17 protein-coding genes are annotated in these 21442 nt (G+C 71.7%); 9 read left to right on the top strand and 8 right to left on the bottom strand.

Annotation, left to right across the window (positions count from 1 at the left end; genetic code table 11):
* Positions 1–61: 61 nt before the first annotated feature.
* Complete coding sequence (locus WMF34_RS20035) at positions 62–1180, bottom strand: hypothetical protein (RefSeq protein ID WP_437994217.1); 1119 nt, start codon at positions 1178–1180, stop codon at positions 62–64.
* Positions 1177–1782, bottom strand: a complete 606-nt coding sequence (locus WMF34_RS20030) for a hypothetical protein (protein WP_437994216.1) — start codon at positions 1780–1782, stop codon at positions 1177–1179. Before WMF34_RS20030 ends, WMF34_RS20035 begins: the two co-directional genes overlap by 4 nt.
* Positions 1783–2224: 442 nt before the next feature.
* On the opposite strand from WMF34_RS20030, the gene WMF34_RS20025 reads away from it, so the two are divergent.
* The 8 genes from WMF34_RS20025 to WMF34_RS19990 all read left to right on the top strand — a co-directional run bounded on the left by WMF34_RS20025 (position 2225) and on the right by WMF34_RS19990 (position 14335).
* On the top strand, positions 2225–2818 hold the full coding sequence (locus WMF34_RS20025) for a Uma2 family endonuclease (protein ID WP_437994215.1): 594 nt from the start codon (positions 2225–2227) through the stop codon (positions 2816–2818).
* A 314-nt stretch (positions 2819–3132) separates the two neighbouring features.
* The gene (locus tag WMF34_RS20020) at positions 3133–4020 is read left to right on the top strand and encodes a hypothetical protein (RefSeq protein WP_437994214.1); all 888 of its coding nucleotides are present in this window, start codon (positions 3133–3135) and stop codon (positions 4018–4020) included.
* 461 nt (positions 4021–4481) lie between these two features.
* Entirely contained in the window at positions 4482–5810 is a 1329-nt protein-coding gene (locus WMF34_RS20015; RefSeq protein ID WP_437994213.1) for a serine hydrolase domain-containing protein, read from the top strand.
* A 287-nt stretch (positions 5811–6097) separates the two neighbouring features.
* Complete coding sequence (locus WMF34_RS20010; RefSeq protein ID WP_437994212.1) at positions 6098–7507, top strand: serine hydrolase domain-containing protein; 1410 nt, start codon at positions 6098–6100, stop codon at positions 7505–7507.
* Positions 7508–7693: 186 nt separating this feature from the next.
* Complete coding sequence (locus WMF34_RS20005) at positions 7694–9202, top strand: metallophosphoesterase (protein ID WP_437994211.1); 1509 nt, start codon at positions 7694–7696, stop codon at positions 9200–9202.
* A 239-nt stretch (positions 9203–9441) separates the two neighbouring features.
* Positions 9442–11517 (top strand): hypothetical protein, encoded by a 2076-nt coding sequence (locus WMF34_RS20000; protein ID WP_437994210.1) that lies wholly within the window; start codon positions 9442–9444, stop codon positions 11515–11517.
* Between the two features lie 8 nt (positions 11518–11525).
* The gene (locus WMF34_RS19995; protein WP_437994209.1) at positions 11526–12512 is read left to right on the top strand and encodes a hypothetical protein; all 987 of its coding nucleotides are present in this window, start codon (positions 11526–11528) and stop codon (positions 12510–12512) included.
* Positions 12509–14335 carry an ArnT family glycosyltransferase gene (locus tag WMF34_RS19990; protein WP_437994208.1) on the top strand — a complete coding sequence of 609 codons (1827 nt, stop codon included), beginning with the start codon at positions 12509–12511 and terminating at the stop codon, positions 14333–14335. The genes WMF34_RS19995 and WMF34_RS19990 overlap by 4 nt, the downstream gene beginning before the upstream one ends.
* A 6-nt stretch (positions 14336–14341) precedes the next feature.
* Here WMF34_RS19990 and WMF34_RS19985 read toward each other — a convergent pair whose 3' ends face one another.
* The 4 genes from WMF34_RS19985 to WMF34_RS19970 all read right to left on the bottom strand — a co-directional run bounded on the left by WMF34_RS19985 (position 14342) and on the right by WMF34_RS19970 (position 17839).
* Entirely contained in the window at positions 14342–15808 is a 1467-nt protein-coding gene (locus WMF34_RS19985) for a hypothetical protein (protein ID WP_437994207.1), read from the bottom strand.
* Positions 15809–15872: 64 nt separating this feature from the next.
* Positions 15873–16088, bottom strand: coding sequence for a hypothetical protein (locus WMF34_RS19980; protein WP_012236492.1), 216 nt, complete (start codon positions 16086–16088; stop codon positions 15873–15875).
* Positions 16089–16206: 118 nt separating this feature from the next.
* Complete coding sequence (locus WMF34_RS19975) at positions 16207–17223, bottom strand: tetratricopeptide repeat protein (protein WP_437994206.1); 1017 nt, start codon at positions 17221–17223, stop codon at positions 16207–16209.
* 163 nt (positions 17224–17386) lie between these two features.
* Positions 17387–17839 carry a hypothetical protein gene (locus WMF34_RS19970; protein WP_437994205.1) on the bottom strand — a complete coding sequence of 151 codons (453 nt, stop codon included), beginning with the start codon at positions 17837–17839 and terminating at the stop codon, positions 17387–17389.
* Between the two features lie 183 nt (positions 17840–18022).
* Here WMF34_RS19970 and WMF34_RS19965 point away from each other — a divergent pair, with 183 nt between their 5' ends.
* Positions 18023–18355: a hypothetical protein gene (locus tag WMF34_RS19965; RefSeq protein ID WP_012236489.1), complete on the top strand. Its 333-nt coding sequence runs from the start codon at positions 18023–18025 to the stop codon at positions 18353–18355.
* A gap of 124 nt (positions 18356–18479) precedes the next feature.
* Here WMF34_RS19965 and moeB read toward each other — a convergent pair whose 3' ends face one another.
* Positions 18480–19643, bottom strand: coding sequence for a molybdopterin-synthase adenylyltransferase MoeB (gene moeB / locus WMF34_RS19960; protein ID WP_012236488.1), 1164 nt, complete (start codon positions 19641–19643; stop codon positions 18480–18482).
* A 202-nt stretch (positions 19644–19845) separates the two neighbouring features.
* Positions 19846–21396 (bottom strand): hypothetical protein, encoded by a 1551-nt coding sequence (locus WMF34_RS19955; RefSeq protein ID WP_437994204.1) that lies wholly within the window; start codon positions 21394–21396, stop codon positions 19846–19848.
* Positions 21397–21442 lie beyond the last annotated feature (46 nt).

The following is a 21442-nucleotide window of genomic DNA, read 5'->3' as shown; positions in this document are numbered from 1 at the left end:
GCCGTGCGGCCGAGGTGAGCTGCGCGGCCCTGAGGGGGAGCTCGCGCGTGCGGCGGCGCGCCTAGGCCGCGAGCGCGAGCTCCGAGAGCTCCGCGAGCTCTGCGCTCGGCGTCAGCCACCGCGAGGCCTGTGAGATGACCCCTTGGATCAGGCTGGCCGCCTTCGGCTGCCGAAGGCTTTCGCCCGACGCTCGGCCGATGTCGCTGTTCAGGAGGGCTTCGCGGAGGGTGCTCTCGATGATGGCTGTCAGCATCTGCGGCTGTGTTGTCAGGAGCTCGATGAGGGGCCTTGCCGCCTCGATGTGCTTGCCGATGTCCTCGGAGATGATCGAGCGCCGCTGCGCTCCGATCTCCGCGGCCCAGCGAGCTCGCTCGCCGTGAACCTCGGCGGCATCCTCACCCGCGTAGAATGCGGCCAGGAACGCAGCCAGGGACGCCGTCATGAAGCCTAGATAGACGACGCCGTCCGCGGCCTCGCGGTTCAGCTCCTGATAGGTCCTGTCCAGCTCGGCCTCGGCCTCCTCGCGCGTCGTTGCGGAGCCGGGGTAGGCGATGGACTGGGCGGTCACGAGGAGCAGGTAAGCCCGGAGGAGCGGGTTGTCCGGGCACAGCCGGTGTGCCCGTCGCACGGCCCGGCCGAGATCGTCGAAGCGGCGCTCGTCGAGCGCTGCCCTGGCATCGACGAGATGAAACGTCGACTCGCCGGGGAAGCGTTGAAGGAGCGTATCGAGCTCGGCGCGCGCGCGCGGCCGGTCCGTTTCGGCGATCTCCTCCCATCGGAACCGGGATGAGGTCAGTACGGGCGCTCGCTTCAGGACTTCCGTGAGATCCTTCCGCGCGGCGAAGTACAGACGATCGAGCCGATCCCGGTGCGCGTCTGCGGTCTCCTGAGGCACGGCCGCGCTGGCCTCCTCCACCTCGCGGAAGGCGCGCGCTGCCTCCACGACGTCGAAGCCCATGACCAGGCATGCGCACCGTTCGACCGCTGCCCTCAGGCGGGTCTCGGGCTCGACATCCTCCAGGAGCGAGAGCGCGCGTCTCTCGATGTCGGCCGCCTCGTGAAACAGCACGGCTGCCTCGAAGCGGCTCTCTTCGTCTCCATAGGCCAGCAGCGAGTTGGCCCTGAGCTTCCGCTTACCCCCGGAGGCCAGCAAGGCGAGGTACCCATCGTGCATTTTCATGGCTTCACCTGGTAAAGCTCGCTAACGCGCGGGACCGCGCACCAGAGCGAGAGGTGGACCTCGGAGATGTCGTTTCTGGCATTCAACCGGGCGCTCTTCTCCACGCGGACCGCACGGAGCGCCGAAAGGCCGCCTGACGACCGCCCTGCGACCTCGACGCCGCGGAGCGCCCCTGGGGTCGCGTCGAGCACAAAGTCCGGCGCCTCCCCTTTGCACATGGTAATCACCCGCCTTCCTGGCATCAGCGCCGAGATGGCGACGAGCGCGAGCCCATAGGCCGCGTTCTCCGTGATGCGCTCGCGATCCACGGTGCGGCCCGAGCGTAGCCGCGCGATCTTGGAGAGCAGATCGATGTCACGCCTCTCCAGCGCTTCCGTGCTCCAACCGAGCATGAGCTCCATGGACCTGGGCTCGGCGCCGCTCGGGCGGACGACACCCATCTGGAACAGGAACGGCTGCTGATCCTGCGGCTCGCCGCGGCCAGCCAGCCAGGCGATCACGTGCGGGACCGTGTCGATGACGAAATCATGATCCTGATGCTCGTAGAGGGTCTCCAGGGCGTAGGTAGACCGCTCGATCTCGGTACCGGCCGTATCAGACACGGCGACAGGGTAACACGGCGGCACGCCCTCGGGCAGGACGGCCCGTGAAGCCCCCGAGCTCGCGGGGATTTGAGCTCGAATCCGCGGAGCGCGGGCCGACCCACTGTGCCAGCTCCTGTTACTCGCTCGGGATGGGGACGTCCGCCTTCGTGCTCGTGGACCGCGCCCTGGCGGGCTGCGTGTGCGAGCCGTCCAGGCGCCGGCCGGCCCTTACGCCGCGCCGCCCCCGGTCGCCGCGCCCTGCCCCAGGGCCGCGCGTTGGCGGCGGCCGCGGCGGCTTACACCGTGATCGAGGCGTACCGGGATCATCAGGAGGAGCAGCAGGCGCTGCGGGCCGCGCAGCCGACGTGGGCGGGCGGGGGGGGGCGACGACCTGTCCTAAGAGGAGGCTCACAGCTCCGTTGGCTCGTGGAGGAGCCCGCGTGGCATACTCGCCTCGACCATGAACGAGCCGGCGCGCAAGCGTATCTGGACGTACGCCGAATATCTCGAGCAGGAGCCGGCGAGCCCGACGAAGCATGAGTTCCGGAACGGCCAGATCTTCGCGATGATCGGCGGAACGCCGGAGCATGCGCGCCTGTGCGCGAGCGTCGGCGCCGAGCTCCGGGCGCAGCTCCGCGGGCGGCCCTGCGCGGTCTACTCCGCCGATCTACGCATCCGGGTCCAGGCGACCGGGCTCTCCACGTACCCTGACGTCAGCGTCGTCTGCGGGAGGCTCGAGCGCGATCTCGCGGACAACGACGCAGCGCTCAACCCGATCGTCCTGGTCGAGGTCCTGTCCGAGAGCTCGGAGGCCTACGACCGTGGGCAGAAGTTCGCGCACTACCGGCGGATCCCCTCGCTCCGGGAGTACGTGCTTGTCACGCGGTACGAGCAGCGCATCGAGGTGTTTCACCGCAACGAGGACGACTCGTGGACGCTCCGGGAGGCTCGCGCCGGAGAGGGCGCGCATCTGGAGGCGGTCGGGTGCGCTCTGTCGGTCGACGAGATTTACCGAGACCCGTTCGCCCAGGTCGCGACGGCGGCAGAGGGGTGACTCGGCAGCGTCGTACCGGGCGCCGCTACGCATGTCCGATCGTAGGCCGGAGGGCCTGCCGGGTGACACTACGTGTGTCCCGCCGTTTACAGATCGGTCTGCGAAATGACACTAGGTGTATCCCGTCGTTTACAGATCGGCCTACGAAATGACACTACGTGACCCCATACACACCCGCCCCGGGCTCCGTGGTCACGGGGGGCGCCTCACTCCGCAGCCCCATCGCCGTCACGTCGAGATCCTGCGCTCCTCCGAGCACACATCCGGCGGCGCTGTGACCTACCGTCGCGCTCGCCTGGACGTAGGTTCCCAAGATGGCCAAAGCCAAGACCCAACAAGCACACACCGGGAAGGCGCCCACGGCGGCTCCCACGGCAAAGACAACCTACCACGCCTGTTACAAGCGCTTTGCCCCGCAGGCCATGGCGCTCCCGGACCGCGACGTCGAGGTCTGTCGGGCGGATGTGCGGATCGCCTTCGCCAACGTGAAGCGCGGCGTCCAGGCCGCCTGCGCGGATCCCGCGCGGATCCGGAAGGCGCTGCCCGAGCTGCCGCTCGACGACGTGCTCGCGCTGCCGGACCTCGGCCGGGCCCTGGTCTTCGCCGCCACGCGCGTCACGGCGAAGCCGGCCAGCTCCGGTGAGATCGAGGCCAAGCTGAAGGTCGTGATCGAGCTGCGGGAGCCGATGCTCACGCTCGCCGAGACCCTGGCAAAACGGGGGCTCCTGCCGAAGGACGTCGTGGCCGAGATCCGCGCCGGCAGCGGCAAGTACGATCTCGCCAGCGACGGGATGGCGCTGGCCCACCTCTACGAGGAGCACGCGGTCGCGCTCCGCGGAAAGCACCCGTTCAGCCAGGAGGAGCTCGACCAGCTGCGGGAAGCGAGCGAGTGGCTGCTCGACACCCTCACCCCCGAGGGGGCCCGCCGGCCCGCGGCAAAGCAGCGCGGCGAGGCAGAGACGATGCGCGACCGGCTCTGGACGCTCCTGGTCCGTCGCTACGCCGACCTCCGGAAGATCGGGTATTACTTCCATGGCGACGCGTTCGAGGAGGTGACCCCGAAGCTCCTGTCGCGCGTGTCGAGCACCGCTGTCGACGACGTGAGCGAAGAGGTCGAGGCAGAATCTGGCGGCGGCGAGGATGTGGGCGAGGACGGCAACCACGGCGCCGTCTCTCAACCCGCCGTCGCGGCGTCGCCGTGAACGGCGCGCAGCCTACCGCGCCGCGCGCGGCCGAAAGCGCGCGTGCGGCGCGGCGCGGAACACCAAAGGGGTCCTGAAAGCCCCCCTCACGAACGGGAGTTGAGCGCGCCGCGGTCAGCGTGGCGGAAGAAGACCACCCGTCCTTGCGCTGCGGCGAGGTCGATGGGGAACCTGCCGCGGTGATGTGCGACGGCGCGGAGAGCGCTGAAACGTTCATCACCCACCATCGGCCGCGTCCTGAAGAGAATTTTCGTCTCCGGACGTGAACGAACCTCACGAGGCCGGGAACAGAGCTCCGAAATCGAGCGGCGCTCTTCGAGCAACGTGGCGATGCCCGGGGGCGTGAGCCGCCGGTCCGCGACGGTGATTCGAGGGAGCCGGCACACGACCAGGAGCCGATCATGAACTTTCCACACCATCGCTTTGCTTCCCCGACAACGTCGATCGCCCGCGCAGCATCGATGCACCTGCGAAGCGTGCTCTCGACGGTCCTCGTCTCGGCGTTGCTCGGGTCTTCAGCCCTGCTCGCGGGCTGCTCCGGCGGCAGCGGGGCGCCGGCGACGACGGACGCCGCGAGCGGCGTGGGCGGCAGTGGCGCCGAGAGCGGTGCAGGCGGAGACGAGAGCAGCGGTGGCGGCGAAGACGCCGGCAGCGGCGGAGGCGGAGGCGGAGGAAACCCGTCAGGCGAGTGCATCGGCGATCCCACCCTCCATGCCAACACCGATCCCGAAGACGTCGTGCAGCAAGGCGCGGACCGCCTGGTGCGCGACGACAAGTTCCCCGCCGTCCTGGTCGCGGTCCGCGATCGCGACGGGCAGACCCGTCATTACACCGCCGGTGTCGGCGATCTGGAGACCGGTGCGAGCGTGCCTGTCGACGGGCAGGTGCGTATCGGCAGCAACAGCAAGCCCTTCACCGCGGTGGTCGTCCTGCAGCTCGTCGGCGAGGGCAAGGTCGACCTCGACGCGCCGATCGAGACGTACCTGCCGGATCTCGTCCGCGGCGACGGCATCGACGGCCGCGAGATCACGGTGCGGCAGCTGCTGCAGCACACGAGCGGGCTGCCCGATTACGTCGCGCTGGCCCTGGGCGACGACGTCTTCGAGGCCCTGCACACCTACTTCCAGCCCCGCGCCTTGCTCGACCTGGCGCTGGCGCAGCCGGGGAAGGCCCCTGGCGCCGAATGGGCGTACAGCAACACCAACTACATCGTCGCCGGCTTGATCGTCGAGAAGGTCACCGGCCGCCCTCTGGCCGAGGAGATCACCCGGCGGGTCATCGAGCGCATCGGCCTGCGCAGCACCTATATCCCCGACGTCGGCGAGCAGGGCATCCGGGGGTGCCACCCAAAGGGCTATCACGCGGCGCTCGGTGAGCCGCTGCGCGACGTCACGGAGCTCGACTCGTCCCAGGCGGGGGCCGCCGGAAACATCGTCTCCACGCCGAGCGACGTGAACCGCTTCTTCACCGCCCTGCTCGGCGGCGAGCTCCTCGACGCGGCGCAGCTCGAGGAGATGCGCGCGACCGTCGACGCTTCCAGCATGTGGCCCGGCTACCGGTACGGGCTCGGCCTGAGCAGCAGCCCGCTGAGCTGCGGCGGCGTCCTCTGGGGCCACGGCGGCGACATCTTCGGCTACGAGACCAGCGGCGGCGTCACCGAGGACGGCCGCGCCGTCACCGTCGCCGTCACGGCGCTGCCCTCCGCCGTGCCGAGCGTCCACACCCTCGAGGAGGCCTACGCCGCGTACGCCAACGTTCTCGCGCTCGCCGAAGCCGCGCTGTGCGAGTGAGCCCCGGGCGCGCCCCCGCGCCGGTGGTCACGACCGCCGCGTCGGCACGATCCAGAGGATGAGTTCTTACGACAGACTCGTAGGAGGCATGAACGAACCTCACGAGTCCGGGAACAGCGTTACGAAAACGAGCGGCGCTCTCCGATGAACGCGGCGATGCCCGGCGGCGCAAGCCGCCGGCTCACGGCGGTGAACCGAGGGCACCCACATGCGACCAGGAGCCGATCATGAGATCTCTGCACCGTCATTTCACTTCTCCGAGAACCCGGGCTGCCAGCGCAGCAGAGGTGAGCCTGCGAAGCGTCTTCTCGATGGTCCTCGTCTCGGCGCTGCTCGGGTCCTCAGCCCTGCTCGCAGGCTGCTCCGACGCCGGTGGGACGCCGGAGAACACCGGCGGCGGTGCCGGCGTGGGCGGAGATGCCGGCAGTGGCGGCGAGGACGCCGGCAGCGGCGGCCAGGACGCCGGCAGCGGCGGCCAGGACGCCGGCAGCGGCGGCCAGAACGCCGGCAGCGGCGGCGAGGACGCCGGCAGCGGCGGCGAGGACGCCGGCAGCGGCGGCGAGGACGCCGGCAGCGGCGGGGGAGGTGATCCGTCGGGCGAGTGCACCGAGGGTTCCACGAGCGGCGCCAACACCGATCCCGACGATCCGGTGCAGCAAGGCGCCGATCATCTGGTGGGCGACCTCGAGTTCCCCGCCGTCCTGGTCGCCGTCGGTGATCGCGACGGGCAGACCCGTCACTACACCGCCGGTGTCGGCGACCTCGAGACCGAGGCGAAGGTGCCTGTCGACGGGCAAGTGCGCATCGGCAGCAACAGCAAGACGTTCACCGCGGTGGTCGTCCTCCAGCTCGTCGGCGAGGGCGATGTCGACCTCGACGCGCCGATCGAGACCTACCTGCCGGGCCTCGTGCGCGGCGACGGCATCGACGGACGCGAGATCACGGTGCGGCAGCTGCTGCAGCACACGAGCGGGCTGCCCGACTACGACGATGTGCTCCTGGCCGAGGGCGTCTTCAAGATCCAGCACACCTACGTCGATCCCCACGCGCTGCTCGACATGGCGCTGGCGCAGCCAGGGAAGGCCCCCGGCAGCGAATGGGCGTACAGCAACACCAACTACGTCCTCGCCGGCATGATCGTCGAGAAGGTCACCGGCCGCCCTCTGAACGAGGAGATCACGCGCCGGATCATCGAGCGCATCGGGCTGCGCAACACCTACCTCCCGGGCGTCGGCGACCAGCGCATCCGCGGGTGCCATCCAAAGGGCTATCACACGGACGTGCCCGGCGAGCCGCTGCAAGACATCACCGAGCTCGACCCGGGATGGGGATGGGCCGCCGGTCAGGTGATCGCGACCCCGAGCGATCTCAACCGCTTCTACACCGCCCTCTTCGGCGGCGAGCTCGTCGAGCCCGCGCAGCTCGAGGAGCTCCGCGCCACGGTCGACGCCCCCGCGATGTGGCCCGGCGCCCGGTACGGGCTCGGCGTGGTCAGCACCCCGCTGAGCTGCGGCGGCCTCGTCTGGGGCCACGGCGGCGACATCCCCGGCTTCCACACCCGCGGCGGCGTCACCGAGGACGGCCGCGCCGTCACGGTCGCGATCACGGTGCTGCCGTACTTCGTGTACGGCGAAGAGGGCGCCGAGCAGGCGTACATGGACGTCCTCGGCCTCGTCGACACCGCCCTGTGCGAGTGACCGCCCGGGGGCGCTCGCGCGCTCCGAGCTGCGGCGAGCCGGCGGGCGGGTCGATGCCGGCCGAGCCGTCCGCTCGCCCGGCGCTCGCCCTCCCGCGCATCGTCGCGGCACGCGGCTTGCGACGCGCGCGGGGTGGGGGACGCGGCCGCCGCTCACGGCGGGATCGCTCCACCCTGGAGCAGGGCAATGGATGGCGCAGCCAGGGATATCTTCGTCATCAGCGATCTGCACATCGGTGACGGCGGCGCGCGCGACAACTTCGAGGCAGGCAAAAAGGCGTCGCAGCTGCGTGCATTCCTCGACCACGTGGGCAGCGAGGGGGGCGAGCTCTTCATCCTCGGCGACCTCTTCGAGCTCTGGCAGATGAACCTCAGCCTCCTGTTCGTGAAGCGGCGGGCGCTCCTCGACCAGCTCGCCGCGCTGAGGCTCGTCTACGTGCCCGGCAACCACGACGTCGATCTCGTGCACTTCATCGAGACGGACCTCCTCAATCACCCCTTCTTCGCGTGCATGCGCGCGCCGTTCACCCGGGAGCTCGGCGGCAAGCGGTTCCGCTTCTGCCACGGGCACGAGACCGATCCGTTCAACGCCGGGGACGAGCCTGGCTTCGGCCGCATGTTCTCCATCCTCGCCGGCGTCGCCGAGGACGAGAACGGCTCTCCTCACCTCAAGGGCGGCGAGAGCGTGGAGGACGTCCTCGAGAAATTCGGCGACTCGATACTGACGATCTGGAAACGCACCGTGGCGACGATGAGCCAGCGCGTGACGGAGAGGGACCCGTCCCCCAGCGGGGCATTGACGCCGGCACAGAACCCGGACCGGCTCGGCGAGCACGTGGTCGGGGTCCGCGCGGAGCTCGACACGGGCGCATACGACGTGGCCGTCCTCGGGCACACCCACAAGGCAGGCTCCATCGGTGACTGGTACTTCAACAGCGGTTCATGGGCCGGGCCTCTCAACTCGTTCCTTCGCATCTCTCCGGACGGACATGTCCGCTATCTGGAGTGGAAAGACGGTCGCGCCGTCGAGCGCGCGATGCCCCTCGTGCTCCCGGACGCGGAGCCCGAACGCGCACGTGCGGCGAAGAAGAGCCCGGTCGCCGCGGCCCTCGCCGCCGCGAGGACGATCTTTCCGAAGCCGACGCGCCCGGAGCGCTCCCGATGGATCCTCATCGCGCAAGGCGCCCTCGCGCTCTCCGTGGGCGCCGGCGCGCTGATGATCTCCGTCGGTCAGGGGTCCTCCGCGGGGTGGCGCCTGCTCGTCCTGGCCTTCGCCGCCTACGCGCTCGCCGATGGCGCCCTGTCGCTCGTCGGTGCGCTTCGGGAGCCGCCCATCCGGCGTCTCCTCTCCCGCGTGCGCGGCGTGGCGAGCCTCCTTTTGGGCCTCGTCGTGCTCCGTCGCGGTGACGTGGTCGAGATGTTCGTGGTCCTCGTGGGGTTCTTTGCGTTCATCTCCGGCGCGCTGCGCGTCGCGGCGTCGATCGTGCTCAAGGGAATGGTGGAGTCGAGGTGGCTCTTCGTCGTGGGTGTTGGCTCGACGCTCACCGGCCTCGTCCTGCTGTTCTTGCCCGCGTCGGCGGTGCCTCTCAAGTTCGTGCTGGCCGGCTATCTCTGTTACTACGGGGCAGGGGAGCTCCTGGCAGGCGTCTTCGGGCAGCGGCTGCCCAGGGCGGCGGCCGTCCGTCCCTCCGCATGAGGCCGCTCCCGCGCCGCCGGACAACGCTCCTTCCTACCCGCGCGTAGAAACACCCCCTCTCCGGGCGTCCTTGATCTACGCTCCTGCGCGTCTGGCAGTCCGGCGGCCGATCGCGCGGGGAGGCGTTCTCGCGGCGCGACCAGGGCGCCGGGCGCTCTCGCGGCGCGCCTCCTCGCTCTCGCTGGCCTCCCGGCCGCCCCGCGCGCCTCGCAGGTCAAGGGCCCCTCGGAGCTCCAGCCATGAAGATCTCCCTTTCGATCCCGCCGTCCCGCCGCGCCCCGCTCGCCGGGCTCGCCGCCCTCGCCGCGGGCGCCGCCTGCTCGGCTCCGCACCCCCCTCTGCCGGCCGAGCCGCCGCCGGCCGCGCCACCCGCGCCCGCGCCCACCCAGGCCGCGCCCCAGGCCCCGCGCTTCGATCAGATCCCCCGCCTCGAGCTCAACCGCATCGCCGTGGAGCTCGATCTCCCGCTGTTCTGGATCGCCGACCGCAACGGCTCGGGCGCCGTCGACCCCGACGAGGTCTCCGCCCTCTGGTATCACGCCCCGGCGCCGGCCTGGGTGGCCTCCGGGGCCTTCACCCCGGCGTTCACGTCGGCCTATGCCGCGATGACCAAGGTCAAGGCCGAGGGCCACCTCCGCGCTGGCCTCGACGAGGCCGAGGTGCGCCGCCGCGATGCCGTCCTCGCGGAGCTCGCGGCCGGCCGCCCCTCGCTCCTCCGGGCCGACTTCCGCGGCGCGCCGGCCGAGGATCGCGCCATCGTCGGCCACCTGCTCAAGGTGGCCGAGCTCATCGAGCAGATCCACGCGAAGCAGCTCGGCTCCGCCGGCATGGCCGACCAGATCCCGGCCGACGACCCCGCCAGCCGGGCGCTGTTCTGGCGCAACCAGGGGCCCTGGTGCCAGCAACCCAGGACGCGCGACGATCCGAGCTGCAGCGCGCTGCCGAGCAAGCCGCCCCGCGTCACCGGCGTCTATCCGGCGCGCCTCCAGCAGGACAAGAAGTTCTGCGCCGCGCTCGAGGCGCGCCCGGATCAGAAGGCGCTCCTCTCTCCCTTCACCGTGGTGGTCGAGGAGCGCGGCGCCCTCAAGGCCGTGCCTTACAGCGAGGCCTACAAGCCCGAGATGGAAGCGGTGAGCCGGGAGCTCAAGGCGGCGGCCGAGGCGATCCAGAGCCCGAGCGAGGCGGCGTTCAAGGCCTACCTGCTCGCGGCGTCGCAGGCGTTCCTCGACAACCGCTGGGAGCTCGCGGACGAGCCGTGGGCGAAGATGAACGCCGAGAACTCGGCGTGGTACCTGCGCGTGGGGCCGGACGAGACCTACTGGGAGCCGTGCAGCCGCAAGGCGGGCTTCCACGTGAGCTTCGCGCGGATCAACCAGGAGTCGCTGACCTGGCAGAAGAAGCTCGATCCGGTGAAGTCCGACATGGAGGCGGCCTTCGCGGGCCTCGCGGGCGCGCCGTACAGGGCGCGCAGGGTCGCTTTCCACCTGCCCGACTTCATCGACGTCCTCTTGAACGCCGGCGAGTCGCGCGCCGCGACCGGCGGGACGTCGGGGCAGAGCCTGCCGAACTGGGGGCCGGTCGCGACCGAAGGCCGCGGCCGCACCGTGGTCATGGTGAACCTCCTGCAGGACGACGACAGCCGCGCCGCGCTCCGGGAGGCCGCCGCGTCGCTCCTCTGCAAGACCACGATGGAGAGCGTCTCCCTCGAGCGCCCCGTGGCGGCGCTCGGGACGGTGCTGCACGAGGCGGCCCACAACCTGGGCCCGGCGCAGGGCTACAAGGTGCAGGGCAAGACCGACGACGAGCTCTTCGGCGGGCCGCTCGCCTCGATGCTCGAGGAGCTCAAGGCCCAGACCGGCGCGCTCTTCTTCACCGGCTGGCTCGCGCAGAAGGGCGTCCTCGACCCGGCGCTCGCCCGCATGTCCGAGGTGAGGGACGTGATCTGGGCGCTCGGGCAGGTGGGGCAGGGCATGTACACCGCGGGGGGCGAGCCGCGGCCGTATGGTCACCTCGCCGCGATCCAGCTCGGCAGCCTGCTCGACGCAGGAGCGATCGCCTTCCACCGCGGCGAGACCGCGGCGAACGGCGCGGACAAGGGGTGCTTCTCGATCCAGTCGGACAAGCTGCCCGCCGCGGCGGAGGCGCTCGCGAGGACGGTGCTCGGGATCAAGGCGCGCGGCGACAAGGCCGGCGCGCTGCGCCTCCGCGAGACGTACGTCGAGAAGGCCGGCGCCTGGAAGGCGCTCCGCGGCGTGATCGAGGAGCGCATGCAGCGCATGCCGCTCGGCAGCGTCGTCTACGCGATCGAGCCGTAGGGTTCTCCGTGATCCCGGCACAACCCCGCGAGACCGCCTCGCCCGCGGACGAGGCGACGAGCGCGCACGGCCGGCGCCGCGCCCTCGGCCTGCTTGCCCTCCTCGGCCTGCCGGCGCTCGGCCTCGGAGAGCTGGTGGCGCACGTCTACTTCAGCGAAAGAGCTCCGGATTTCGACGCCTGGCGCGAGGTGGAGGCGCCCCTCGCGGCGATGAAGCAGCCCGGGGATCTCGTGGTCGTCGCGCCCGGATGGGCCGATCCGGCGGCGCGCCGCGCGCTCGGGGACGCGCTGATGCCTTTGCGCGACGCCGCCCGGCCCGACGAGAGCCGCTACGCGGCCGCGGTCGAGATCAGCGTCCTCGGCCAGCGCGCCGAGGAGCTCGCGGGCTTCCGCGAGGAGGCGCGGCAGGAGCGCGGCCCCTTCGTGCTCCGGCGCCTCGTGAACCCGTCGCCCGCGCGCGTCGCCTACGACTTCGTCGACAACGTCGCGCCGGCGTCGGCCGACGTGCGCGTCACGGATCCTCCGGCCGCGTGCCGCTGGAACCCGCGCGCGCGGATCGCCGCCGGCGGGCTCGGCGGGAACCCGACGTTCCCCGCCGAGCGCTTCGAGTGCCCCGGCGGCCCGTTCTTCAACGTGGGCGTCACGGTGATCGCGGACGAGGAGTTCCGCCCCCGCCGGTGCATCTGGTCCCACCCGCCGAGGGACGGCGAGATCGTCACGCGCTTCCGCGGCGTCCCGCTCGGCTCGGTGATCCGAGGGCACGCGGGCATGTACTGGATCATCGAGCGGGAGCGGCGGGGCGCGCCGGTCACGCTGTCCGTGCGCGTGAACGGCGAGGCCGTGGGCGAGGCGACGCACGCCGACGGCGACGGGTGGGCGGCGTTCGAGTTCCCGCTCGGCGCCCACGCGGGCGCGGCCGAGGCCGAGGTGGAGTTCGCCGTGAGATCCGCCGACTTCACGCACCGCCACTACTGCTTCGAGGCGGACACCCGATGAAGCGCCCGGCGCCCCTCGCGCCCGCCGACGGCCTGATCGCGCTCGCGTTCGCGGCGGCGTACGTCGCCCTGCTGCTCGCGACCGCGGGGGATCTCGGCTACGCGCGCGACGAGGGCTTCTACTTCTTCGCCGCGGACCGCTACGGAGCGTGGTTCCAGGCGCTCCTCGACGCGCCGCGCGCGGCGCTCGATCCGCGGAGCATCGACGCCGCCTGGTCGGTGAACCACGAGCACCCCGGCCTCATCAAGTCGCTCTTCGCGCTCTCCAACCTCGTCCTGCAGAAGCGGCTCGGGCTCTTCGCCATGGAGGGCACGAGCTACCGGTTCCCCGCGATGGTCCTGTCGGGCGTGGGGGTGGCGCTCGTGTACCTCTGGGGCACACAGGCGCGCGATCGGCTCGCCGGCGCGTCCGCGGCCGTGCTCTTCGCGATGCTGCCGCGGTACTTCTACCAGGCGCACCTCGCGTGCTTCGACGCGCCGATCGTGACCGTCTGGGCCCTGTGCGCCTACGCCTACTGGCGCTCGCTGCGGGACGGCGGCGCGCTGTGGCCCGTGCTCACCGGGGTCGCCTTCGGCCTCGCGCTCGACACGAAGCACAACTCCTGGTTCCTGCCGATCGTCTGCGTCTCGCACGCCGCCGGCATGGCGCTCAGGGACCGGATCGCCCTGCGCGCGAGCGCGGCGAGGGCGGCGCCCGCGGCCGCCGCCGCGGCGTCGCCTGCGCGGCCCGGAGGCGCCCGGCGAGCGCTCGCCGCGCTCGCTGCGATGGCGACGATCGGCCCGCTCGTCTTCTACGCGCTCTGGCCGTGGATCTGGCGCGACACGCTCCCGCGCCTCCGCGAGTACGCGTCGTTTCACCTGAACCACGAGTACTACAACATGGAGTTCCTCGGCCGGAACTACTGGACGCCTCCGATGCCGAGGGCCTACGCGCCCGTGATGACGGCGGCGACGGTGCCCGTCGTGACGCTGGTCCTCTTCGCCGCGGGGCTCTGCGCGGCAGCGCGCGAGCGCCTCCTGGTTCCGCTCGCGTGCGCGGCGGCGCGGCTCGCCCCGGAAGGCGGGAGGCTCGCGCTCGCCGCGGAGCGGGCGCTCGCCGCGCGGCTCCGTCCGCCCGCGGACGACCCTGGCGGCACGGCGCTCCTCTGGTTCCTCGCCATCGCCGCGGTGTACGGCGCCTGGCTCTCCACGAGCACGCCGATCTTCGGCGGCACGAAGCACTGGATGACGGCCTACCCGTTCATCGCCCTGTTCGCCGGCGCCGCGTTCTCCGCCGCCGTGCGGCGCGCGCGCGCCGGTCTACGCGCGCTGCTGCTTTCCCGGCGCGCGCGCGCCGGCGTCGCCGCGCGCGCGGCCGCGCTCGCGCGCGGCCCGCTGGTCCCGGCGCTGCTCGGGGCGGCGGTGGTCGCGGCGCCCATCGCCGAGACGCTGCACGCGCACCCGTGGGCGCTCTCGAGCTACACGCCGCTGGTCGGCGGCGCGCCCGGCGCGGCGAACCTCGGGCTGAACCGCACCTTCTGGGGGTACACCACGGGCGCGGTCGTCGCGTACCTCAACGAGCACGTCCCACCCCGAGGGACGGTGTACATCCACGACACCGCGGGCCCGGCGTGGGAGATGTTGCTGCGCGACGGGCGCCTGCGCGAGGACATCCGCGGCGTGGGGGCGGTCGCGGGCGCGGACTTCGCCCTCTACCACCACGAGAAGCACATGCTGGGGCAGGCGTACCAGGCGTGGGTCGCGTTCGGGACCACGAGCCCGGATCACATCGCCGGACCCGATGGCGTGCCGGTGATCCTCGTCTACCGCAACCGCGCCCGCTGAGCGCGATCAGCGCTTCTTCGCCGCCGCCTTCTTGGCGGGCGCCTTCGCCGCCTTCTTGGCGGGCGCCTTCGCCGCCTTCTTGGCAGGCGCCTTCGCCGCCTTCTTCACGGAGGCCGGCGCCGCGGCCTTCCCGGTCGCCGCCTTCTCCGCCGGCGCGCTCGCCTTCTTGGTCGCGGCCGCCGGCTTCTTCGCCGGCTCCTTCTTCGCGCCTCGGACCGCCACGGCCCTGGCCTTGCTCGCCGCGGGCTGCTCCGTCGCCGGCTCGGCCGGCTTGCGGGGCTTCTCACGCGGAGCGGCCTTCTTGGAGGGCGCCTCCTCCTCGTCGAGGTCCTCGTCGTCGTCGAGGGCTTCTTCCTCGTCGTCGTCGAGGTCTTCTTCCTCCTCGTCGAGGTCTTCTTCCTCTTCGTCGAGGTCTTCTTCCTCCTCGTCGTCGAGGTCTTCGTCCTCGTCCTCGTCCTCGCCCTCGTCGTCGAGGTCTTCGCTCTCTTCCTCCACCGCCACGGGAGCGGGCTCGCGGCGTCGCGACGGCGGGGCGTCGTTGCGGAGGGGAGCGGCGGCCGGCTTCTGGGCGACGTCGAGCTCGTCGAGCGGGTCGCCGAGCACCACCGCGATCTCACGCTTGAAGTCGGTCATGTGGCTGTCGACCTCGAGCGCATCCTGCTCGGACAGCGGCGTGAGCTTGAGCTTGAGGACCCGATCGCCCGCGAGCTCCCACGACGCGGCACAGCCGCCTTCGCGCAGCATCCTCGAGGCGATGGAGTCGATCCGCTGGCGCAGACCGCCGCGCGCCCCGGCCTCGATCTTGCGCTGCAGCTCGAAGCGGCGCTCCAGCATCGGGAGCGTCACCACCTTCGCCTCGACGAGATCGGAGAGCTCGTCGGCCACCGCCTCCTCGATCTCGAGCCGCGCGTCGGGGTCGCTGCTCTCGAGCGAGAAGGTCGCCTCGCGGAGCTCGGGATCGTAGCCCGTGAGCTTGCCGCCGGCGCTCTGGGCCGCGCGCGTCAGCGACTCGCGCAGCACCTGCGCCGGCGCGCGCTTGCCGACCGTCGAGGCGACGTACCCGAGCGTGTCCAGGCGCACGTGCACAGGGCCGTCGTCCTCGAGGCCGAGCTCGGGCCGCGGCCCGAGCAGCGCGTCGCGCATCACGCGGAAGACGTCCCGCTTGATCACGTTGTCCTCGGTGAAGATGTCCTCGACGTGCTCGGACTCCATCAACGTGCTCGTGAGGTTCGCCACGAGCTCCTCGACCTGGTCGTCGATCTCGTCGGTGCCGAACGTCGTCGTGGGCTCTCCGTCGACGAGGGCCCACGGCTCGAGCCGAGGCGTGATGGCCGCGATGTCCGCGGCCATCTTGTCCTCCAGCTCGCGCGCGAGCGCCGTCGCGCCGCCCCTGGCCACGAGGATGTGCCCGTGCGCCTTCAACGCATCAACGATGCTCGTGGAAAGTCGGCGGGAGAGATTGCGCTCGTTCACGAGGCGCGCAGCTTACACGGTTTGCGCGGCCTGGCGATATTTGAAGACCGCGGATCGGCCGTGCTCAGGGGTCGTTCTCGATCACCTTGATCAGCACGCCGCCGATGCGCGCCGGGATGACCGCGCGCGCCGCGTCGGCTCCTCCGGACCGGATGCTGACGCGGACGATGAAGCCGACCCCGTCCTCCCGCTCGACCCCGATGCCGACACACCACGGCTCGCCGCTGATCTTGGCCTTGAGCTCGTCCTTGGCCCGCCGGGCCGATCCCACGTCGCTCATCTCGTTCACCTCTCCTGAATGGGAGCGCGCTCTAACAACCTCTCGCGCTCACTCGCTGGTTCCGACCGCCAAGACCTGCCACGTCGCGGGCGCGTCGGCGACGCCCGCGGCGCCCGCCTCAGAGGTGCCTGCGCGCGATCTCGGCCCACGTGCCGGTCGGCTCGATCTCGAGGTACCTGCGCCAGCACGGGCGCGCCTTCGTCGGATCGCCGATCTGCTCGTAGGCCATCGCGAGGTTGTAGTAGGCGTCCGCGAAGCGCGGATCGCTCGCGATCGCGCCCTGGAAATAGCGGATGGCGTCGGCCGCCTGGCCGCGCTCGAGCATCACGTAGCCGAGGTTGTACTGCGCCTCCGGCTGGGACGCGTCGAGATCGAGCGCCTTCATGTAGAGCGCCTCCGCCTGCTCCTCGGCGTTGCGCCGGAAGCAGATGTTGCCGAGGTTCGTGTAGGCGATGGCCAGCCACGGGTCGATCTCGAGCGCGCGACGGTAGAGCGCCTCGGCCTCGTCCATCGTCGCCGGATCCTCATCGAGCTGGCTGGCCTGCATGTAGAGCTCGTAGGCCGTGCGCGCGCGGTCCCGGCCCACCTTCGGGCGGAGCACCCGCACGACGTCGTCGCGCAGCTCCTTCACCTCGAAGTCGAGCACCATCTGCCCCGTGAGCGGCTCGAACGCGCCCGACGCGCCCCGGACCACGACCGCCTTGCCGTCGAAGGCGACGCGGAGCTCGGCGAGGGGGCGCGTCACCTTGGGGAGCGCGGTCCGGATGTTGTCGATCGCCCGCGCGACGTCGCGCAGGCGCACCTTGCGGGCGATCAGGTCGCGCGCGGCGCGCAGCGCGATCAGGTCCGAGAAGGTGTACGCGCGCCGCCCCCGCCGCCGGCCGCTCGGCGCCGCGATGCCGGCGCGATCGAGCGAGCGCAGTCGCCCGGGCGAGATGCCGAGCAGCCGCGCGACCTCGGTGCCGGTGAACATGTCGGTGACCGGCTCGCGGGCGCCCGGCGCAGGGGGCGGCGCCTCCATCGCGCCCGCCCTCGGCGCGGGCGGGGGCTGCGACACCCGCCCGCCACCAGGGCCGAACACGACGTGGATCACCTTGTCGGAATTTCCGGAGGCGGAACGGTCCTTCTTGCTCATCGCAGCGTCACCGGCTCCGCGCCGAGGATCGGCGGAGGCAGAGCGCGTCGTGGGGAGCGTACCCCGCCTCGCGCCGGAGTGCTCCCGTTCTCCACGTGGACACGCGCGTCAAGGGGGCACGGCCCGCGGTCGCGGTCTCGTCGGGAAGGTCCTTGCATCGCCATCACGCGCGCGCCGTCCTGTCCGTCGTTATCAGCACGCGCGCCGTGACGTCCACGGTCAGCGCGAACGAGACCGCCGCGGCGCGCGGCGCCAAGCCGCAGCGGATCTCGGCCTGCATCGGCCCGAGCGGGCCCCCCGCGCGCGCGGCGGCTTCTCGGTGCGCCACGCGGAGCGCCCGCAACCTGAGGTGAGGGTCGAGCGCGAGCGCCCGATCGAGCAGCGCCGCCAGCGGCGCGTCCGGCGGCAGCGCGACGTGCAGGCTGGTCGACCCGTAGTAGACGAGCGCGCCCCCCTCGTGGCGGGTGCTGCCCTCGCTCAGCACGTCGGCGCCGTCGAACAGCGCGTGGAGGCGCCCCGTCGAGCAGGTCACGAGCTCGATGTGCCTCCGCTGGAGGAGCGGTGGACGCTGGACCTTCGCCAGACCGGGACCGGGTAGACGCTCGCTGCGCGACATGGCGATCGCGATCGTGGCACCGCCGCGCGCTGCGTCCCAAAAGCGCGCGGAGATTCGCACAAAGTTGCTGCGGCACCTGATTTCGTGCGGGACGCCGGGGGCCGCGCGGCAGCGACGAATTTGGCCACGCGCGGCGCGCCTTGCCACGATGCGTGCCGCGCCGAAGGGCGCGAAGGAGCGAGCATGGACTACACCGGCACGGAGCGCCGCAAGCACCGGGTCTTCATCACCCGCAACACGGAGTATCACGTCCGCGACGACATCTGCGTCGCGGTCCGCGATCGGGCCGCGCGCAAGTTCAGGCCAGCCCACCTCGCGCTGCACCTGAAGCTCCAGGGCGCGGTTCGGATCAACCCGAACGGCGTCGTGATCCCGGAGCCGCAGAACGCGCGCGTCGGCAGCCCCATCTATTTCACCCAGATGGATCAGGACGGGATGGAGCGGCAGATCGTGACGAGCCGCGTGGAGGCGATCGAGCGGCCCGAGAAGGCCACGGTGCTCCAGTACCCCTCGTGACACAGCGGAGCGCCCGGCCGCGCGGCGCGGGCGCTCGTCGTCGTGGACGTGATCCTGGTCGCCGTCGCGCGCGCCCCGCCGCGCGGGCGCTCGTCGTCGAGCGCGCCGCGCGCGGCGTGTCCGCTCAGCCGAGCGTGCAGAAGCCTTCGTAGTCGATGTAGCTCGTGATGGTCGGCGACTCGCCGCACACGGGGCAGTTCTTGTCGCGGCGCAGCTTGAGCTCGCCGAACTTCATCCGCAGCGAGTCGTAGGTGAGGAGCCGGCCGATGAGCGGCGTCCCCTTGCCGAGGATCAGCTTGACCGCCTCGGTCGCCTGGATCATGCCGACGGTCCCCGGCAGGATCCCGAGCACGCCCGCCTCCTGGCAGCTCGGCGCGAGGTGGGGGGGCGGCGGCTCGGGGTAGAGGCACCGGTAGCAGGGGCCGACGCCCGGCATGAACGTCGTCACCTGGCCCTCGAAGCGGAAGATCGAGCCGTGCACGACCGGCTTCTTCTTGAAGACCGAGGCGTCGTTCACGAGGTAGCGCGTCGGGAAATTGTCGCACCCGTCGACGATGATGTCGAACTGCTCGAAGATACGGTCGACGTTGCCGCTGTCGACGCGCTCCTGGAACTTCACGACCTTCACGTCGGGGTTCAGGTCGCGGATCGCGATTTCGGCGCTGTCGACCTTGGGCTTGCCGACGCGCGAGGTCGCGTGGAGGATCTGCCGCTGGAGGTTCGAGTTGTCGACGACGTCGGCGTCGACGAGGCCGATCGTCCCCACGCCGGCGGCGGCCAGGTAGAGGGCCGCCGGGCTGCCGAGGCCGCCGGCGCCCAGCAGGAGCACCTTGGAGGCGAGCAGCTTGGCCTGCCCCGCCTCGCCGACCTCGGGCAGGAGCAGGTGCCGGGAGTACCGATCCCGCTGCGCGTCCGTGAGGCTGGGCGGCATCTCGACCGGGTAGGCCATGTCCTTCCAGCGGGAGAAGCCCGGGTTGGCGCTCTCCACGTTGGTGTAGCCGAGCTCCTGGAGCGTCTTCGCGGCGAGCGCCGAGCGCGTGCCGCCGGCGCAATAGGCCACGATGTGGGCCGACTTGTCCGGCAGCCGCTGCTCGACTTGGATCTCCAGAAAGCCTCGCGGGATCGAGATCGCGCCCGGGATGAAGCCGGCGCGGTACTCCTCCTTCTCACGCACATCCAGGAGCACCATCGGGACCTTGTCGTCGAGGCGGCGCTTGAGCTCAGTCAGCGAGAGCTCGCGGATGGACTTGCGGACGTCGGAGATGAGGTCGCTATAGGTCGTAGGCATCGTGGCTCCTCAGGGATGGAGAGACTTAGGTGCCCGGCGCTACGAGTCAACGACGGACGGCCGGCGGTCGAGAATTGTGGCTGCGCGGGCAGAGCGGGCGCCGCGCCTGTCGGCGGGGGCGAGGCGGGTCGGCTCGGTCTGCCGGCGCGGCGCAGCCAGCCGCGCGGCGGCGGCCGGAGGGCTGGGCTCCGCCAGGGCGGCGCTAGCGGCTGCGGGGCAGGAGATCGGGCCGCGATCGGAGCGAGGCGAGGGGCTCCTCCTTCTGCATGCCCCCCTCGCACTCGATGCGCGCGACGCGGCCTGCGGGCGGCACGTCGATGATCGTCGCCGGCTCGTTCTCCGACTTGCAGAGCGCGAGCACCTTGGTGCCCGGGGCGAGGCGCCCGCTGCGGAGCTGCTTGCGCGGCAGCTTGATCTCGGCGTCGTCGGCGAGCCGCCGGACGGTGATGTCGGCTCCCTGGACGTCGCTCACCACGCCGAGCTCGAGCGTCGGCTGCTTCTCCCGGAGCGGGCCCCACACGCGCTCGCCCTTCAGCTGGTCGTTCGGCGGTAGCCAGTCGACGGTCGGCTCCTGGGCGAGGCGCGGCAGCGGCACCCACCCGATCGCGACGTCGAACGCCGCCGTGACCACGGCCGTGCCGGGGTCGACCTCGGTCACCAGCGCGCGATCCTTGGTCTGGCCGATGACCCACACGGGCGTCGAGGGCAGGAGGCTGCGCGTCGGCTCGCCGTCGCTGTCCGACGCGGGCGAGACGGCGACGGTGCCGTGAGACCAGCGCTTCTCCGGCTTCTTCATGGGCTTCATCCGGACCTTCCGCGCCTCGACCCACGCCGCGAGGGCGGCGCGCTTCCGCGCGAGCAGCTCGGGCAGCGCGCCGCTCCCTGGCAGCTCGGCCGCGTCGGGCGCGGGCGCTTCCCAGCGCAGGAGCGCGACGGTGGCGTCGAGCTGCTCGAGCGTGGCTGCCGCGTCCTGGGTGCCGAGCGCCCTGCCGGCGAGCTCGGCCAGCCGTGGCGCCGCGGCCGCGCGGACCCGCCCGAGGATCGCGCGCCCTTGCTCTTCGGAGGTGTCTCCACGCTTCACGGCGGCGTCGATCTTCTCGACCACGCTCGCCCAGCGTCCGGCCGAGACGTCCGCCTCGACCTGCGCATAGAGGACCTCGGCGATGGTGGCGTCGAGCTCCGCGGTGAGCCGGTCCGTGGCGGCGTCGCCGAGGACCGCCCTCGTCGGCGGGGCCGCGAGGAACGCGCGCGCCTCCGCGAGCTTGCCGGCGATGGTCGCGTCGTCGACCTTCCTGCTCGCGCACGCCGCGGCCTGCGACGCCACGAGCCGCCGGACCTCGTGGGTGAACGCCTCGCTCTTCAGCTCGTCGATCCGCGCCGACAGCTTGTGGAACGCGGCCTCGCACTCCTTCTGGTCGAGCAGCTCGGCGGCGTCGTCGGCCCAGACCTTCGCCTCGCGCCTGTCGACCTTCTCGCGCAGCTCGCCGATCTGGTACCGGTGCGAGTCGACGCCGAGCCCGCTCGCCTTGTCGAGCAGCCCGCGGGCGTCGGCGTACCGCTTGTCGGACAGCGCGCGGCTCGCCTCGTCGACGCGGCGCTGGCTCTCCGCGATGCGCGCCATCTCCGCCGTGACGGCGGGCTTCGGCGCCGGTCGCGCGGCCGGCTCGGCGGCGCAGCCGGCCGCGACGGGGATCGCGGCGAGGACGAGGGCGATGGAGACGGGATGACGGAGCAGCAGCCCTGCTGAGCGCATAGGGACAGGACTGTTCCACTTCCCCCGGAGGATCGTCAACATCGCC

Origin of the sequence: Sorangium sp. So ce145 (assembly GCF_051525985.1) — a bacterium.
GTDB classification, from domain to species: Bacteria; Myxococcota_A; Polyangia; order Polyangiales; family Polyangiaceae; genus Sorangium; species Sorangium cellulosum_B.
This window is presented reverse-complemented; position numbering and strand designations above follow the sequence as displayed.